This is a genomic window from Actinoplanes sp. NPDC048796, assembly GCF_040650035.1.
In the GTDB taxonomy this organism is placed as follows: Bacteria; Actinomycetota; Actinomycetes; order Mycobacteriales; family Micromonosporaceae; genus Actinoplanes.
In genome coordinates this window covers 1,022,659-1,039,009 of sequence record NZ_JBEZGO010000002.1, presented here as the reverse complement: position 1 = coordinate 1,039,009, position 16,351 = coordinate 1,022,659, and the positions used below count along the sequence as shown (strand labels likewise).

Annotated in this window: 15 protein-coding genes; 10 read left to right on the top strand and 5 right to left on the bottom strand. The window is 70.9% G+C overall.

Translation table 11 applies throughout. The features are described 5' to 3' along the window. The first annotated feature begins 128 nt into the window (after positions 1 to 128). From AB0C26_RS13290 to AB0C26_RS13250, 9 genes are all read left to right on the top strand, one after another. Positions 129 to 374: an acyl carrier protein gene (locus AB0C26_RS13290; RefSeq protein WP_097328818.1), complete on the top strand. Its 246-nt coding sequence runs from the start codon at positions 129 to 131 to the stop codon at positions 372 to 374. After that, on the top strand, positions 367 to 1,104 hold the full coding sequence (locus AB0C26_RS13285; RefSeq protein WP_360246337.1) for an SDR family oxidoreductase: 738 nt from the start codon (positions 367 to 369) through the stop codon (positions 1,102 to 1,104). The genes AB0C26_RS13290 and AB0C26_RS13285 overlap by 8 nt, the downstream gene beginning before the upstream one ends. Further along, complete coding sequence (locus AB0C26_RS13280) at positions 1,101 to 2,330, top strand: AMP-binding protein (protein ID WP_360246335.1); 1,230 nt, start codon at positions 1,101 to 1,103, stop codon at positions 2,328 to 2,330. Before AB0C26_RS13285 ends, AB0C26_RS13280 begins: the two co-directional genes overlap by 4 nt. Next, the gene (locus tag AB0C26_RS13275) at positions 2,327 to 3,361 is read left to right on the top strand and encodes an acyl-protein synthetase (RefSeq protein WP_360246333.1); all 1,035 of its coding nucleotides are present in this window, start codon (positions 2,327 to 2,329) and stop codon (positions 3,359 to 3,361) included. The genes AB0C26_RS13280 and AB0C26_RS13275 overlap by 4 nt, the downstream gene beginning before the upstream one ends. Then, positions 3,358 to 4,551 (top strand): acyl-CoA reductase, encoded by a 1,194-nt coding sequence (locus tag AB0C26_RS13270; protein ID WP_360246331.1) that lies wholly within the window; start codon positions 3,358 to 3,360, stop codon positions 4,549 to 4,551. Before AB0C26_RS13275 ends, AB0C26_RS13270 begins: the two co-directional genes overlap by 4 nt. A gap of 52 nt (positions 4,552 to 4,603) precedes the next feature. Next, positions 4,604 to 6,913 (top strand): hypothetical protein, encoded by a 2,310-nt coding sequence (locus AB0C26_RS13265; protein WP_360246329.1) that lies wholly within the window; start codon positions 4,604 to 4,606, stop codon positions 6,911 to 6,913. A 77-nt stretch (positions 6,914 to 6,990) separates the two neighbouring features. Further along, positions 6,991 to 8,292: a sensor histidine kinase gene (locus AB0C26_RS13260; RefSeq protein WP_360246327.1), complete on the top strand. Its 1,302-nt coding sequence runs from the start codon at positions 6,991 to 6,993 to the stop codon at positions 8,290 to 8,292. Between the two features lie 28 nt (positions 8,293 to 8,320). Beyond that, positions 8,321 to 8,965: a response regulator transcription factor gene (locus AB0C26_RS13255; RefSeq protein ID WP_360246325.1), complete on the top strand. Its 645-nt coding sequence runs from the start codon at positions 8,321 to 8,323 to the stop codon at positions 8,963 to 8,965. Between the two features lie 71 nt (positions 8,966 to 9,036). Further along, positions 9,037 to 11,184 (top strand): MMPL family transporter, encoded by a 2,148-nt coding sequence (locus AB0C26_RS13250; RefSeq protein WP_360246323.1) that lies wholly within the window; start codon positions 9,037 to 9,039, stop codon positions 11,182 to 11,184. 37 nt (positions 11,185 to 11,221) lie between these two features. Here the strand turns inward: AB0C26_RS13250 and AB0C26_RS13245 are convergent, their stop codons facing one another. The 3 genes from AB0C26_RS13245 to AB0C26_RS13235 are packed head-to-tail and all read right to left on the bottom strand — an operon-like array spanning position 11,222 to position 12,571. Continuing rightward, positions 11,222 to 11,851, bottom strand: a complete 630-nt coding sequence (locus tag AB0C26_RS13245) for a GNAT family N-acetyltransferase (RefSeq protein WP_360246321.1) — start codon at positions 11,849 to 11,851, stop codon at positions 11,222 to 11,224. 4 nt (positions 11,852 to 11,855) lie between these two features. Then, positions 11,856 to 12,212 carry a fluoride efflux transporter CrcB gene (crcB, locus tag AB0C26_RS13240; protein ID WP_360246319.1) on the bottom strand — a complete coding sequence of 119 codons (357 nt, stop codon included), beginning with the start codon at positions 12,210 to 12,212 and terminating at the stop codon, positions 11,856 to 11,858. Next, the gene (locus AB0C26_RS13235) at positions 12,209 to 12,571 is read right to left on the bottom strand and encodes a CrcB family protein (protein ID WP_360246317.1); all 363 of its coding nucleotides are present in this window, start codon (positions 12,569 to 12,571) and stop codon (positions 12,209 to 12,211) included. The genes crcB and AB0C26_RS13235 overlap by 4 nt, the downstream gene beginning before the upstream one ends. Positions 12,572 to 12,960: 389 nt before the next feature. Between AB0C26_RS13235 and AB0C26_RS13230 the strand changes: the two genes are divergently transcribed. Beyond that, the gene (locus AB0C26_RS13230; protein WP_360246315.1) at positions 12,961 to 14,796 is read left to right on the top strand and encodes a hypothetical protein; all 1,836 of its coding nucleotides are present in this window, start codon (positions 12,961 to 12,963) and stop codon (positions 14,794 to 14,796) included. Between the two features lie 34 nt (positions 14,797 to 14,830). Here the strand turns inward: AB0C26_RS13230 and pseI are convergent, their stop codons facing one another. Both pseI and AB0C26_RS13220 read right to left on the bottom strand, forming a co-directional pair. Further along, complete coding sequence (gene pseI, locus AB0C26_RS13225) at positions 14,831 to 15,859, bottom strand: pseudaminic acid synthase (RefSeq protein ID WP_360246314.1); 1,029 nt, start codon at positions 15,857 to 15,859, stop codon at positions 14,831 to 14,833. Beyond that, the gene (locus AB0C26_RS13220) at positions 15,859 to 16,311 is read right to left on the bottom strand and encodes a GNAT family N-acetyltransferase (protein WP_097328833.1); all 453 of its coding nucleotides are present in this window, start codon (positions 16,309 to 16,311) and stop codon (positions 15,859 to 15,861) included. Before AB0C26_RS13220 ends, pseI begins: the two co-directional genes overlap by 1 nt. Positions 16,312 to 16,351: the final 40 nt, after the last annotated feature.

The following is a 16,351-nucleotide window of genomic DNA, read 5'->3' as shown; positions in this document are numbered from 1 at the left end:
CTGCCGATTCGCGGGTCAAGCTCAAACGATCACCGTAGTTCACCCGGTGTTCAGCTAGCATTGGCCCGGCCTTCATGAGCCACCGTCAGTTTTAGAATCCTCTGTCCACACCCCCTTGGAGTTACCCCGTGAGCGAACTGCAGAGACTGCGTGAGGCGTTCCGTACCGCCCTCGACCTTCCGGCGGACGCCCCCGTGGACGACCTGCGGTACCAGGACAACGAGAAGTGGGATTCGCTCGCGCACATGTCCCTGGTGGCGACCATCGAGGACGAGTTCTCGGTGATGATTGACACAGACGACGTCATCAACATGTCGAGCTTCCAGGAAGCGATCAGCATCCTCGGCAAGTACGGGATCAACTTCAATGAGTGACCGGGCGGCCCTGGTCACAGGCGCCTCCCGCGGCATCGGCAAGGCCACCGCCACCAAGCTGGCGGAGCGCGGTTACGACCTGGTCCTGCACGGTCACGGCGCCGACGCGGTGGCCGCGGTCGCCGCCGAGCTGGGCGACAAGTTCGGCGTCACCGTGCTGCACGCGCACGGCGACATCGCCGACCCGGCCACCAGCAAGGCGCTGGTCCAGCTCGCCTTCCAGAACTTCAAGCGCCTCGACGCGCTGGTCGTCAACGCCGGCACGCACGCGGCCGGCATGCTCGGCATGACCGACGACGCCACCATCGAGCGACTTTTCGCGGTGAACGCGACCGGCGCCGTCTTCACCCTCCGGGGTGCCGCCCGGCTGCTGGCCCGGGGCAAGAACCCGGCCGTCGTGCTGCTCTCGTCGATCACCGCCAGCCGGGGCATCGCCGGGCAGGTCGCCTACTCGGCCTCCAAGGGCGCGGTGGCCGCGCTGGCCCGTTCCGCCGCCAAGGAGCTCGGGCCGCAGGGCATCCGGGTCAACGCGGTGGAGCCCGGCTTCATCCGTACCGACATGCTCGACACCCTCGACGAGAAGGGCCGCGAGCAGACGGTCGGCGACACCGCACTCGGCCGGCTCGGCGAGGCCGAGGACGTGGCCGACGTGATCGCCTTCCTTCTTTCCGACCAGGCCCGCTTCGTCACCGGACAGGTGATCGGGGTCGACGGAGGACTCAAGCTGTGAACCTGTTCCACCCCGGTGCCCGCGTCGTCGACGCGGCCACCGGCGAGACGCTGACCGAGGAAACCATCGCGGCGGCGGCCGCCGTCCTGGCCGAGGAGCCGGGCGGGGTGGTGTTCCTGCCGATCGAGACGACCATCGCGTCGATCGCCCGTTACCTGGCGGCGCTGCGGCTCGGCCGTCCGGTCGTGCTGCTCGACCCGGACGCCGACCACAGCGACCTGATCGAGCGGTTCAGCACCACCGAGGTGCACCCCGACCTGGCGATCCTGCTGACCACCAGCGGATCTACCGGGAACCCGAAGCTGGTCCGGCTCTCGGCGTCGGCGGTCGAGACCAACGCCGACCAGATCGCCCGGGTTCTCGACATCACGGCCGACTCGGTGGCCATCACGACGCTGCCGCTCTTCTACTCGTACGGCATGTCGGTCCTGAACTCGCACCTGCTGCGCGGGGCCACGATCGTCCTCGAGCGCACCGGCATCATGCAGCGCGACTTCTGGACGGCCGCCGTCGACCACGGCGTCACCTCGATGGCCTTCGTCCCGTCGCAGTACGAGATGCTGCGCCGGCTGCGCTTCGACCCGGCGAAATACCCCACGCTGCGCAACCTCACCCAGGCCGGCGGCCGCCTGCGGGCCGAGCTGGTCACCGACTTCGCCGAGCGGATGGCGAAGGTCGGCGGCCGGCTCTACGTGATGTACGGCCAGACCGAGGCGGCGCCGCGGATGACGACGCTGCCGCCGGACCGGCTGGCCGAGAAGCTGGGCTCGGTCGGGCTCGCCCTGCCCGGCTCGCACTTCACGATCGAGGACGACGAGGTCGTCTTCCACGGCCCGAACGTGATGATGGGCTACGCCGACACCGCGGCCGATCTGGTCAAGGGCGACGAGCAGGGCGGCGTGCTGCGCACCGGCGATCTGGGCCGGCTCGACGACGAGGGCTTCCTGTTCATCACCGGCCGGATCAAGCGGATGGCCAAGGTCTTCGGCGTCCGGATCAACCTGGACGACGTCGAGAAGAACTTCCCGGTGACGGCCGTGGCCGGCGACGACAAGCTCGAGGTCTTCGCCGTCGGTGTCTCCGACGACGACGCTCGCAGCCTCCGCACCAAGATCGCGGAGTGGCTCGGGACACACTTCACCGGCGTGAACGTGCGTAGTGTTGAGGCCTTGCCGCTGCTGCCGAACGGCAAGATCGACTATCGCGCGTTGGAGTCTTCGCTGTGAGTGTCTTCACCCTCCCTCAGGCCGCGAAGGAGGAGGTCCTTCTCAAGGAACTCTCCGCGCTGGTCGAGCACCACCGGGAAAAATGCGAGCCGTACGAGCGGATCCTCGCCGCTTCCGGCTACACCCCGGCCGACTCGATCGCCGGCCTGCCCTGGCTGCCCGTGCGGCTGTTCAAGAACCTCGAGCTCAAAAGCATCCCGGACGACGAGATCTACAAGGTGCTGACCTCCAGCGGTACCACCGGCGAGGTCAGCAAGATCTACCTCGACAAGGAGTCGGCCGCCGAGCAGACCCGCCGCCTCGGCGCGACCGTGCAGAGCGTGCTCGGCCCCAAGCGGCTGCCGATGATCCTGGTCGACACCAAGGCCATGCTGAAGGACCGCAAGTCGTTCAGCGCCCGCGGCGCCGGCGTGCTCGGCATGTCGAACTTCGGCCGCAACCACGTCTGGGCGCTCGACGGCGAGGGTCACGTCGACCTGCCGGCGCTGAAGGAGTTCCTGGAGAAGTACGGGAACGAGCCGTTCCTCATCTTCGGCTTCACCTACCTGGTCTGGCTGCACCTGTACGAGGTGGCCCGCGACAACGGCCTCGACCTCAGCAACGGCATCCTGATCCACTCGGGCGGCTGGAAGAAGCTGATCGACCAGGCCGTCTCGCCCGAGGAGTTCCGCGCCCGGCTGGCCGGCGTCGGCCTGACCAGGGTGCACAACTACTACGGCATGATCGAGCAGATCGGCACGGTCTTCCTCGAGGGCCCGTCCGGCGGCTCGCTCTACGCCCCCGACTTCGCCGACATCGTGATCCGCAACCCGCAGACGTGGGAGGAGCAGCCCGTCGGCGAGCCCGGCCTGATCGAGGTGATCAGCACGCTGCCCACCTCGTACCCGGGGCACATCATCCTCACCGAGGACCTCGGCGTGGTGCACGGCGTCGACGACGGCGACTGGCCCGGCAAGCGCTTCTCGGTGCTCGGCCGGCTCCCGCGGGCCGAGGCCCGCGGCTGCTCCGACACCTACCGGGAGGCGGCGTGACCACGATCAGGTACCGGTTCGGGGCCGAGGGCGACCTCACCGCGCCGTCGGACGACCGGCTCACCGTCGGCGACCCGCGGGTCATCGACTTCCTCGGCAAACTGGCCCGCAAGCTGCTCGTGCCGGCGGTCGCCCGCCGCCACCCCGAGCTCGGCTCGCTCGGCTTCTTCCTGCGCCCGGCCGAGCTGCACCGCGTGGTCAAGCACATGCAGCACGAGGACGCGCTGGTCTTCCCGCGCGGCAACGTGTTCCACGTGCCGCCGGCGAACGTCGACACGATCTTCGTCTACTCGTGGGCGCTGTCCGCGCTGGCCGGCAACCACAACGTGGTCCGCATCTCGGAGCGCTCGGCCACCGCGGCCGACACGATCCTGGGCGCGCTCAACGAGGTGCTGGCCGACTCCGACCCGATCATCGGCCGCACCCAGCGGATGGTCACCTACGGCCGGGACGACGCCATCACCGGCGCCCTGAGCAAGTGGGCCGACGTCCGGGTCATCTGGGGCGGCGACAACACCGTCGAGGCGATCCGCAAGCACCCGCTGCGCCCGTCCGCGCGCGACCTGACCTTCCCCGACCGCACGTCGTGGGCCGCGCTCTCGGCCGACGGCTGGCGGGCGGCCGACGACAAGAAGCGGCGTGAGGCGGTCCTCGGCTTCACCAACGACGCCTACTGGTTCGACCAGGCCGCCTGCTCGTCACCGCGCACGGTCTTCCTGGTCGGCGAGGACACCGGCGACGTCCGCGAGCAGTTCATCGAGCTGCTGATCGAGGTCTCCGGCCAGCGCGGCTGGGAGATCGACGCGGCGATGGCGGTGGAGAAGAGGGTGAACGCCTACGGCCTGGCCGCGACCGGCGCGATCTCCTCGATGGAGTTCCCGGCCAACTCGGTCACCGCGATGTCGCTCACCACGGTGCCGGACGCGCCGCGCCACTGGATCGGCGCCGGCGCCTTCCCGTTCGCCGAGGTCGGCTCGCTGCTCGACCTGGTGCCGGTCATGAACCGGCAGGACCAGACGTTCAGCCACTTCGGCTTCGGCGCCGACGAACTGCGCGAGTTCGGCCGGGCGCTGGGCGGTCGCGGCGTCGACCGGATCGTGCCCTTCGGCCAGGCGCTGACCTTCGGCTCGATCTGGGACGGTTACGACCTGCCCCGCGAGTTCACCCGATTGACGACGCTTTCCCTGTGACGGGGGCTACGAGCAGCCTCGGTACGTGCCCGGGCTGGCTACGCTCCACCCTGTGACAGCTGTACTCGAGACCGCCGGATCCCCGGCGGTCTCGGCGCGTTCGCGTCTGATCCCCGCCGCCGCCCGTGTGCTGCCGTGGCTCTTCCCGGCCGCGGCGCTGGTCGCCGGGCTGCTCCAGACCGACGTCTCGGGCCGGGACATCGCGGTGTACGCGGTGTACTTCGCCCTGGGCGTGGTGCTTCCGGGCACGCTGGTGCACCGGGCGGTGCGGGGCAGCCGCGGCAACTGGCCGGAAGACCTCGGGCTCGGCGCCGCCACCGGCATGCTGCTTCTGCTCGGCGGGTGGGCGCTGGCCGCCGCCCTCGACTGGTTCTGGCTGCTGCCCTGGTGGCCGGCGCTGATCGGGGCGCTGTTCCTGGCCGTGCCGGGCCTGCGACGGCACTGGCGGATCGCCGAGCCGCGGCCGTTGCCGGCCCTCTGGTCGTGGATCGTCGCGGGCGGGCTGCTCCTGGTGGTCGTCGTCGCGTACCCCAATTGGGTCCGCAGCCCGTTGCCGCCGGCCGGCGGGTCGCTCTATCAGGATCTGCTCTACCACCTCGCGCTCGTGCACGAGATGACCCGCGCCATGCCGTTCCAGGTGCCCCAGGTGGCCGGCGAGACGCTGCACTACCACTACCTCTCCGACGCCGACATCGCCGTCGGCAGCATGATCACCGGAATCGACCCGGCGGTCGTGCTCCTGCGGCTCTGGTTCGTGCCGGTGGCCGGGGTGGCGATCTTCGTCTGCGCCGCGCTGATCCGCGAGCTCAGCGGCCGCTGGTGGGCCGGCGCCGGTGGCGGTGTCGCCGCCATCCTGGCCTTCCCGCTGCTGCTCGGTAGCCCGGTCACCCCGATCGGCGTCATCCCGATCAGCTTCGTCAGCCCTTCACAGACGTACGTCCTGGGCCTGCTCGGTCTTCTGATCGTGTTCGCCGTCGACGTGCTGCGGGGCCGCCCGCTGCGCTGGGGATGGGTGGCGATCTTCCCGCTCGCCCTGGCCGTGGCCGGGTCGAAATCCAGCGCCCTGCCGCCGTTCCTGGCCGGGCTGGCCGCCGCCCTGCTGATCGTGCTGCTGCGCGAGCGGCGCCGGCTGCTGCCCGTGCTCGGCCTGTTCGCCTTGGTGCTGGCCGCGGTGGTGGTCGGCTTCCGGCTCTTCGCGGGCGGCGGCGCGGGCACGCTCAAGCTCGAGCCGCTGGCGGTGCTCTACTGGGTGGCGCCCTACCGGCAGACCCTCGGGCGGGAAGACACGATCGAGGTCCCGTACGGGGTGGAGCACGCCGGCCTGACCGGCGGGGTGTTCCTGGCCGGGCTGCTGATCTGGTGGGTGATCATGCAGGCGCCCCGGATGCTCGGCGTGGCCGGACTCGCGCTCGGGCGCACCCGCCGCGAACCGGCGGCCTGGCTGTTCGCCGGCATGATCACCGCCGGCGCGGGCGCGGCGTACCTGCTGTGGCACCCGTCGGCCAGCCAGAACTACTTCTACCTGTGCGCGATCCCGTTCGGCACGGTCCTGACCGCCTGGCTCCTGGCCGACCAGGCCCGCAGCCTGCGCCCGGTGGTGGCCGGCGCCATCGCCGGCGGGCTGTGGGCGGCGGTCGCGCCCAAGGTGCCGGCGCCGAAACCGGCCACCGAAGCCGGGTGGGCCTGGGCGCTGGCCGAGCCGCTGCTGCTCACCGCGGCCGTCGCCCTGGTCGTCGCCGTGATCGGGCTGTACCTGTGGCGGCGGCGGACCGGCCGCCTGGCCTGGCGAGCGATCTTCCCGGCGCTGATCGCGGCCGTGCTCATGGCCGGGCTCGTCGGCAGCGCCCAACAGCAGGCGCGCGGGGTCGTGAGCGCGGTCAGATGGTCGCACTCCGACCGGCCCGCCCTCGACCGGGAACGGGTCATCCAACCGCAGGAGATGCGGGCCGCGGCCTGGCTCGACCAGCACGCCGGCCGGTACGACCTGGTCGCCACCAATGTGCACTGCCGCCCGATCGCCGGCACCCCCGAGTGCGACGCCCGGGCGTTCTGGGTCGCCGGGCTGGGCGGCCGCCGCACCCTCGTCGAAAGCTGGGGCTACACCGACTCGGCGGTCGCCGCCGAGGGGGTCAACGGCAAGCGCTACATGTACCAGCCCGCCCCCGACCAGGCCGCCTACCAGCTCAACCAGCGGGTCTTCGCCGCCGGCCGGCCGGCCGACGTGGCCGAGCTCAAGCGCCGATACGGGGTGAAGTGGCTCTTCGGTGACGACCGCGCCCCCGGCGGAGTCTCGGCCGGACTGGCCGCCACGGCGACGCTCCGCTACCGGTCCGGGCCGGTGAGCATCTATCAACTAACGTGACGGTAGGGCCAGCCCTACCAAACAGACGGCGGTCAGCGGGATCGGAACGGGGGGCGCCGATGCCTAACGTCAAGGACATGACGACGTACGCCTCACCCGCGCCCACGCAGGCCCCGGCTGCCCGGCTCCTGCGCCGGATCGGCATCGACACGCAGTACGTGCTGCTCGGCTTCCCGCTCGGCCTGGTGACGCTGGTCGTCTGCATGACCGGCTTCTTCGCCGGACTCGGCCTCGTGGTCATCTGGGTCGGCCTGCCCCTGCTGGTCGGCAGCCTGATGGTCTCCCGCGGCTTCGCCACCATCGAACGGGCCCGCATCGGCCCCGTCTTCGGCTACAAGATCCCGCACCCGGCGTACAAGAAGAACCCCGGCGGCGACCTGCTCCGCCGCACCTTCACGCCGCTCACCGACGGCCAGTCGTGGCTCGACATGCTGCACGGGATGTTCCGCTTCATCCCCAGCACCATCGGCTTCAGCTTCGTGCTCACCTGGTGGTGCGGCGCGATCAGCGGCCTCACCGTCCCGCTCTGGGACTGGGCCATCCCGCGCGGCGACGACAACACCGACCTGCCCGAACTGCTCGGCATGGGCGACGCCACCAGCACCCGCGTGATCTTCTACTTCGCCATCGGCGTCTTCTTCGCCGGCACGCTCTACCCGGTCGTCCGCGGCGCCGCCCTGATGGAGGCCTGGTTCGCCCGCGGCCTGCTCTGCGGCGTCAACGAGCTGCGCGAGCAGGTCAACCAGGCCAACGCCGCCCGCGACGTGGCCCAGCAGCAGAAAGCCGCCGCCGTCTCGGCCGAGGCGACCGCCCTGCGCCGCCTCGAACGCGACATCCACGACGGTCCCCAGCAGCGCCTGGTCCGCCTCGCCATGGACCTCGGCCGGGCCGAGCAGCAGTTCGCCACCGACCCCGACGCGGCCCGGGCCACCGTGGCCGAGGCACTGGCACAGACCCGGGAAACCCTCGACGAGCTGCGCGCCCTGTCCCGCGGGATCGCCCCGCCGATCCTGGTCGACCGCGGCCTGCAGGCGGCGCTCACCGCGCTCGCCGGCCGCTGCACCGTCCCGGTCGACCTCGACGCGCCGGTCACCGAGCGGCTCGACCCGCTGGTCGAGTCGACGGCCTACTTCGTGGTGGCCGAGGCCCTGACGAACGTGGCCAAGCACAGCCACGCCAGCGAGGTCCAGGTGACCGTCAAGCGCAACCAGGCCGGCCTGCTGGTCTCGGTCAGCGACGACGGTGTCGGCGGCGCCAGCCTGGCCAAGGGACACGGCCTGGCCGGCCTGGCCGACCGGGTCCAGGCGGCGGGCGGACTGCTCGACGTCACCAGCCCGGCCACCGGTGGAACGCAGCTCACGGCGGCCCTGCCCCTTTGAGCTGAGCGTCATCTGACAGCATGGCGGCATGCGGGTGGTTATTGCCGACGACGCGGTGCTGTTGCGCGAGGGACTTGTGAGGCTCGTCGAGGAGAACGGTCACACTGTGGTGGCGGCCGTCGGCGACGGGCCTTCCCTCGTGTCCGCCATCGCCGAGCACAAGCCGGACGTGTCCATCGTGGACGTGCGGATGCCGCCCTCACACACCGACGAGGGCCTGCGGGCCGCCGTCGAGGCGCGTGGCCTGGTCTCCGGCACGCCCATCCTGGTGCTGTCGCAATACGTCGAGGTCTCGTACGCCGACGACCTGCTGGCCGACCGCATGGGCGCGGTCGGCTACCTGCTCAAGGACCGGGTGTCCCTGGTCGCCGAGTTCCTCGACGCCCTGCACCGGGTGGCCACCGGCGGCACGGTCCTCGACCCCGAGGTGGTCAGCCAGCTGCTGGTCCGCCGGCGCCGCGACGACCCGCTGCGCACCCTCACCCCGCGCGAGCGCGAGGTGCTGGGCCTGATGGCCGAGGGCCTGTCGAACACGGCGATCGCCCGCAAGATGGTCGTCACCGACGGCGCGGTCGAGAAGCACGTCCGCAACATCTTCACCAAGCTCCGCCTCCACCAGGACGACGAACAGCACCGCCGCGTGATGGCAGTGCTGGCCTACCTCCAGGGGTAGGGCTAACCCCACCCTCGATTCGGGGGTCAAGGGGATCGAGTGGCGTTCCCGTTCTTCATAGCGTTTCCCTCATGAAGCACAGGGGGAACGTGAAGGGGATCGCGGCTCGCGCCGCGTTGTGGAGCGCCCGGCACCGGACGCTCGCGATCCTGGGATGGATCGCTTTTGTCATCGGTGTGACTGTCCTGGCCGGGCAGTTCCAGACGGTCGAGGCCACGGGGGCCGATCAGGGGCACGGCGACTCCCAGCGCGCGGAACAGATCATCGACGGGGCCGGCTTCCCGGAGCAGCCGGCGGGCGAGATGGTCATCGTGCAGAACCGGGCCTCGTCCGACCGGGCGGCGGCCGTCGCTCAGGTCAGCGCGGCGCTGAAGAAGACCGCGAACGTGGTGGACGTGCGGCCGGCGATCCAGTCGGCCGACGGGCGCTCGTCGCTGGTCACCTTCGGCATCAGCGGCGATCCCGCCACGGCCTCCGAGCGGGTCGGGCCGTCGCTCGACACGGTCGCCTCGGTGCAGGCCAAGCACCCGGATCTCTACGTCGCCCAGGGCGGTGACGCGAGCGGCGACAAGCTCATCGGCGACGACCTGGACAAGGGCCTGCACACGCTGTCGCTGCTGTCGATTCCGGTGACGCTCGGGATTCTGCTCATCGCGTTCGGCGCGGTGGTCGCCGCGTTCCTGCCGGTGCTGCTCGCGATCATGGCGGTGGTCGCGGCGATCGGCCTCCTGGCCTTCGCCAGCCGGCTCGCGCCGACGGTAGACACCACGATGCACGTGATGCTGCTGGTCGGGCTGGCCGTCGGGGTCGACTACTGCCTGTTCTACATCCGGCGCGAGCGCGACGAGCGGCGCAACGGGGCCGATCCGCACCGGGCGCTGGTGATCGCCGCGCAGACGTCGGGGCGGTCGATCTGGGTCTCCGGCCTGACCGTGATCGTGGCGATGGCCGGCATGTTCCTGACCTTCGACGCGACCTTCACCAGCTTCGCGGTCGGCACGATCCTGGTCGTGGCGACGGCCGTGCTCGGTTCGCTGACCGTGCTGCCGGCGCTGCTGTCCGCCCTGGGCGACAAGGTCGACGCGATCAAGATTCCGGGGCTGTACCGCAAGCGCGGCGACGGCCGGGTGTGGAACGCCTTCCTCGGCGTGGTGCTGGCCAAGCCGCTGATCTCGGCGGTGCTCGCGGTGGCGGCGCTGGGCGCCCTGGCCTGGCCGGCGCTCGACCTGCGGACCAAGGGGGAAGGTATTGAGGATCTTCCGCCGGACGCCGCGATCGTGCAGGCGTACAAGGCGGTCGAGGAGGCCTTCCCGAGCTCGATCTCGCCGGCCGAGGTCGTCGTCGAGGAGCGCGTGAGCCAGGGCAAGATCGCCGAGCTGGAGAAGGCGGTCGAGGCCAGCGGCGGCCGGCTCGCCGGGCCGGTGGAGGTGAAGGTCAACCCGGCCGGAACGGTTTCGGTGGTCTCGGTGGGGCTGGCCGACAAGGAGGCGTTGCCGCTGCTGCGCGAGGACGTGGTGCCGGCCGTGTTCGGACCGTCGGCGCTGGTCACGGGCGAGGCGGCCGGTGAGGCGGACTTCAACGCGCGGCTGAACTCGAGCCTGCCGTGGGTATTCGGCTTCGTGCTCGGCCTGGCCTTCCTGCTGCTGCTCGTGTCGTTCCGGTCGATCGTGGTGGCGATCACCGGGGTCGTGCTCAACCTGATGTCGGTGGCGGCGGCGTACGGCATGCTGGTCTTCGTCTTCCAGTACGGCCACTTCGAGGACCTGCTCGACTTCCACGCGGCCGACGGGATCATCAACTGGATGCCGCTGTTCCTGTTCATCATCCTGTTCGGACTGTCGATGGACTACCACGTGTTCGTGCTCAGCCGCATCCGCGAGGGCCACGACCGCGGCCTGCCGACCCGGCAGGCGGTCCGCGAGGGCATCGGCCGTACGGCCGGCGTGATCACGAGTGCGGCGGTGGTCATGGTGGCGGTGTTCGCGCTGTTCGCGACGTTGCCACTGGCCTCGACGAAGCAGCTCGGCATCGGCCTGGCGGCGGCGGTCCTGCTGGACGCCACGATCATCCGGGCGGTCCTGCTGCCGGCGGTGATGGTTCTGCTGGGCGAGAAGAACTGGTGGCTGCCGCGCTGGCTGGGCTGGCTGCCGCAGATCGCCCACGAGCCGCCGGCGACTCCCGATGCTCCCGCCCCGTCGCGTGAGCTCATCTCGGCCTGATCGTCACCGAAGCGGCGCCGCCCTGGGCGGCGCCGCTTCACGGGTGCAGGAGCAACTCGGAGGCGATGGGGCGGTAACCGGCGGCCTGGAAGGTTCGGACGCTCCGGGCGTTGCCGGGCGACTGCTGGGACCACAGCCACGAGCCGGGTGGGATCAGGTGGCGGGCGGCGGTGGCCAGCAGGCGGCCCAGGCCCCGATGGCGGGCGGGCTCGTCGACCTCGACCGAGGTCTCCCAGCGGCCGGCCACGCCGCGGCCCAGGGTGAGCACGCCACCGTCGGTCCACCACGCCTGGACGTCGTCGCGGTGGGCCTGGGCCCGGCGTACCCGGGAATGGTCTTGATCGTGACGGGTGAGGGTGAGCGGGGGCGGGCCCGGCAGCGCGGGGGCGACCGTCAGCAGGTCGATCGTGTCGGCCGAGCGGCCGGTGCGGGTCAGCAGGGCCGTCAGGAACAGCGGGTGCATGGTCCGGGCCAGCGGGTCGACGTCGATGGTGGCCAGGGTGGCGGTGATCCAGTCGGGGTCCTCGTCCAGGAAGATCACCGTGTGGGCGGTGAAGGCGAGCACGCCCGCGTCGCGCTCGCTGGGCTGCGGGACGACGGTGACGCCGCCGTTCGGGGGCGGGAAGTAGCCCTCGGCCGCGGCTTCCAGGATCTTCGCGAGTTCCATGACCCTATTGTGTGTGGCGGCCCAGGTAGCGGCCGAGTAATGCGGCGCTCAGGCCCAGGATGACGCTGGTCAGCGCGTACACCAGGGCCCGCTGCGGCCGGTCCGAGCGGGCCAGGGTGAGCGTTTCCCAGCTGAAGGTGGAGTACGTGGTCAGCGCTCCGCAGAAGCCGGTGCCCAGCAGCGCGGTCAGCGTGGGGGAGACCGGCAGGCCGAGCAGGAAGCCGAGCAGCAGCGAGCCGGCCACGTTCACGATCAGGGTGCCGCGCGGGAAGCCGGACGGTGACGGGAACGCCCGATCGGTGAGGTACCGCAACGGCGCGCCTACCGCCGCGCCGGCGGCCACCAGGAGGACAGTGGTCATCGGGGCACCCGTTCGGCCAGGACGGACGCGGCCCACACGGCGAGCAGCGCGCCGGCCAGCGTGGTGATCAGGTAGACGGCGCCGGTGACGGTCGGCGCGGTCAGCACGTCGGTCATGGCGGTCGAGAACGTCGTGTAGCCGCCCAGGAAGCCGGTGCCCAGGAACGGGCGTACGAGGCGCTGCTCCGGGCGGAAACGGCCGAGCCAGACGTAGAGGAGGCCGATCAGGAAGCAGCCGGACACGTTGATCGTCCAGACCGCCCACGGGAAGCCGTCGGTTGCATGTGGCCAGGCCAGCGTCAGGCCGTAGCGGGTCAGCGCGCCGAGCACGCCGCCCAGGGAGATCACTGCCAGAACCACGGTGATCACGGTAGCGGGCCGATCGAGGTGGCCGGGGCAGACGTGGCGGCGCCCACCCCGGCCGGTCTCTGGTCGTCCACTGTAGGTGATGATCTTGCAGGTCGCGCGGCGGATGAGCCCCCTGGGGCAAACGGTGACACGCGACACAGGTGATAAGCTCTGGCCGCAGGGGACAACTCGCGCGATCAGGGGCTTTAGGCGCAATTCGGCCCACCGGCGCCGTTTGACCCGCCGGCGCAGTTGCTCGACGGGCCAATGCCGCCCCGACTATCAGAGCAGTTACTAACCTTGAATGGTACCTTTCGGCGTCGACTTGACGGGCCGAGACGGCGACGCCTCCGCGACCCCCGACGACTGGGCCGGCCCGCAGCAACAGAGAGGTCTGAGTGATGTCGGAGCGCGCCTCTGCTCTGCTTCCCACCGACGGCACGAACTTCACGGCCGCGCTGAGCGCGCCGCCGGTGAACAATCTTCAGCGCATCGGTGGCGAGATGTTCAACTGGACCGATCTCGACGAGCGGCAGGGCCCGGCCTTGCCGCGCGGCGCCGTCCTGCTCCACCTGCTGGCGCAGCACGCCGCGCCCGGCCGCACCGTGCTGGTCGCCGGCCCCCACTCGCCCGAGGTCGTCGCCGCGCTGGCCGACAGCGGCGCGGCGGTCACCTGGCTGCTGCGCTCCCTCGGTGACGCCGAGCAGGCCGCGCGCGCCCACCCGCGGGTCACCGTGCTCGGCGGCTCGGTGATCAAGGTCGACCAGGCTGCCACCTTCGACGTCGTGGTCGCCGTCGACGGCGTGGGCCGGCTCAACTCCACCGAGGGTGAGCAGTTGTCCGCCGGTGAGCTGATCGACCGGCTGGCCGCGGCCGTGCGGCCCGACGGCGTCCTGATCCTGCTCCACGACAACAACTTCGCGCTGCACCACACGCTGCGCCTCGAGCCCGGCGCCCGCGAGCGCCAGGACTCGGCGTGGTACCCGGTGGACGAGCACGACACCCACCGCCCGGCCTCGCGCGAGCAACTGGTCTCCCGGCTGGGCGACGCCGGCCTGACCGTCAGCTCCTCGTACGCGGCGTTCCCCGAGCCGGCCACCCCGACCGTCCTGGTCGGCGAGGGTCTGCTGGGCGAGGTCTCGTCGCCGCTGCGGCCCCGGCTCGGCACGGCGCTGTCGCAGGCGTACGCGACCGCCTTCCGTAACCGGCCGGTCCTCACCGACCCCCGCCGCCTGATCCACCGGGCCGTGCGGGCCGGTGCCGAGAGCACCGTGGCCGCGGCCTGGCTGGTCGTCGCCCGCGCGTCCGGCGCGGCTCCCGTCACCGGCGGCCACGAACTGCTCATCGGCGACCCGCGGGGCACCTTCGTCTACGAGGTCGCGTCCGGCGGCGGCGCCGTCCGGACGACCGTTCTCCAGCCGCTTCAGGGCACGATCGAGCGGTACGGCCTGCGCCGCGTCAGCGAGCCGGCGGCCCCCGGGGCCGACCGGGGCTACGTGCTCGAGGAGCGCCTGCTCCACCTGGCCGCCACCGACAACCTGCGGCAGATGCGGGTCGAGCTCGCGCAGTACGACGCGTGGCTGCGCGCCCAGGCCCAGGACGGCGTCCTGACCGGCCCGGCCGGCCTGTCCGGCCTGGCCGATGTGTTCGTCGGCCCGGACGGCCTGGAGCTGCTGCCCACCCGCTGGACCTCGATCGAGCCGGTCGCGCTGGAGACGGCGCAGGTCCGGGCGGTCTGGGCGTTCGCCGTCCAGCTCATCACGTCCGGCCAGCCGCACCCGTGGCCGATCACCTCGCACGCGGTCGACCTGACCGCGATCCTGCTCGGCATGATCGGCCAGGGCGTCGACGCCGAGGAGATCCGCCGCGCGGTCGACCTTCAGGTGATCCTGGAGTCGGCCGAGTTCGAGCTGAACCTGGAGCAGCAGCACGACCGGCGGCTGCAGCTGCTGTCGGTGTCGCCGGGCACGGCCTCGGTCGACGTGCCGGGCTTCCGGGAGCTCACCGAGGCGCTGTGGCGCCAGCGGTACGAGGCCAGCCACCTGCTCGCGATGATGGAGTGGACCGAGCAGATGATCAAGTCGCGGGACCTGGCCGTCAGCAAGATGGACTGGGAGGTCCAGTTCTACAAGAAGACCTGGGCCGGCCGCATCCTGATGGTCGCCAAGGCCGGCTACAAGGTCGTCGGCCGTGACAGCCGCAAGGTGCTCGGCAAGCTGCGACGCCGAGGACAGTGAGAAAAGGGGGGCCCGGCGGGCCCCCCTTTTTTCCTTAGATCAGGTCCCAGGTGAGCGGCGTGCCCTTGGCCGCGTCCTTGGTGAAGGTCCGGCCGATCACCGTACGGATCGCGTCCGGGTCCAGGCCGCCGGTCGGGCGGATGGAGCGGACGTTCTCCTCGGTCACCGGGTCGCCGGCCTTCACGTCGGTCACCACGTAGAGCGACCGGCGGAACCGCAGGCCCTCCTTCTCGGCCTCGGTCGGGCCGATGTGCGTGGTGCCCAGCGCCTGCCAGGCCCGCTCCGACTCGATGCGCATGGCTTTGAGCTCGGCCGGCTCCAGCGAGAAGGCCGAGTCGACGCCGCCGTCGGCGCGGTCCAGCGTGACGTGCTTCTCGATGAGACACGCCCCGAAGGCGACCGAGGCGATCGGCACGCCGATGCCGTGCGTGTGGTCGCTGAGACCGATCGGCAGCTCGAGCATCTGGGCCAGCACCGGGATGCGGCGCAGGTTGGTGTATTCCGGCGGGGCCGGGTACGACGCGGTGCAGCTGAGCACGGTGATGTCGGTGGCGCCGACGCCCTGGGCGGCCTCGACCGCCGCGGCGATCTCGCGCACCGAGGCCATGCCGGTGGAGATGATGATCGGCTTGCCGGTGCTCGCCGCGAGGCGGATCAGGGGCAGGTCGGTGATCTCGGACGACGCGATCTTGTAGAGGGACGCGTCGAGCTTCTCGAGCAGCTCGACCGCCGTACGGTCGAACGGGCTGGAGAACGGCGTGATGCCCCGCTCGCGGGCCCGCTCGAAGATCGGCTGGTGCCAGTCCCACGGCGTGTGGGCGCGCTCGTACAGGTCGTAGAGGTATTCGCCGCCCCAGAGCTCGTGGCCCTGGGAAAGCTGGAAGCGAGGGTGCTTGACGTCCACGGTCATGGTGTCGGCCGTGTACGTCTGGATCTTGATCGCGTCCGCGCCGGCGTCCGCCGCCGCGTCGACCAGCGCCAGCGCCCGGTCGAGAGAGCCGTTGTGGTTACCCGACATCTCCGCGACGATGTACGGCCGCTTGTCGGGCCCGAACTTAGTCATTACTTCCCTCTCTCAGTCCAGACGACCGTCTTCGGAACCCCGTCGACGAGTCGTTCGTAGCGCCGCGTCTCCTTGAACCCGAACCGTCGGTGCAACGCCAGCACCTGCTTGTTCTCTTCCAGGGTCTCGCCGCCGAGCGTTTCCAGTCCCAGTGTGCCGAACGCGTAGTCGATGGCTTCTTTCTCCAGCCGCATCCAGGCGGCCAGCTGCCGGTCGCCCAGGCCCTCGGTGTCGAGATAGAAGGACCACGTGTTCTCGTTGAAGATGACGACGCCGGCGGGCACGCCGCGATCATCCTCGTAAATCAGCACCGTCTGCCAGCGCTTTTCCCACCAGGCGGCGTGCTCCTCGGGCTTGATCTCGTGGGTGGTCAGGCTGACCGCCCGCACCGACGGATGGTTCCGCCAGGGCAGGATCAGGTCGCGTTCGGCGTAGGTCGCGGGTCGCAGCACAGTGTCAAAGTATGGCCGCCCCGCCAAGCCGGCCGCCGGG

Excerpts from the sequence above, each read along its gene's own strand:
- crcB (WP_360246319.1), bottom strand. The coding sequence starts at position 12,212 with ATGACCACTGTCCTCCTGGTGGCCGCCGGCGCGGCGGTAGGCGCGCCG.
- AB0C26_RS13250 (WP_360246323.1), top strand. The coding sequence starts at position 9,037 with ATGAAGCACAGGGGGAACGTGAAGGGGATCGCGGCTCGCGCCGCGTTG.
- AB0C26_RS13245 (WP_360246321.1), bottom strand. The coding sequence starts at position 11,851 with ATGGAACTCGCGAAGATCCTGGAAGCCGCGGCCGAGGGCTACTTCCCG.
- AB0C26_RS13285 (WP_360246337.1), top strand. The coding sequence starts at position 367 with ATGAGTGACCGGGCGGCCCTGGTCACAGGCGCCTCCCGCGGCATCGGC.
- AB0C26_RS13260 (WP_360246327.1), top strand. The coding sequence starts at position 6,991 with ATGACGACGTACGCCTCACCCGCGCCCACGCAGGCCCCGGCTGCCCGG.
- AB0C26_RS13255 (WP_360246325.1), top strand. The coding sequence starts at position 8,321 with ATGCGGGTGGTTATTGCCGACGACGCGGTGCTGTTGCGCGAGGGACTT.
- AB0C26_RS13230 (WP_360246315.1), top strand. The coding sequence starts at position 12,961 with ATGTCGGAGCGCGCCTCTGCTCTGCTTCCCACCGACGGCACGAACTTC.
- pseI (WP_360246314.1), bottom strand. The coding sequence starts at position 15,859 with ATGACTAAGTTCGGGCCCGACAAGCGGCCGTACATCGTCGCGGAGATG.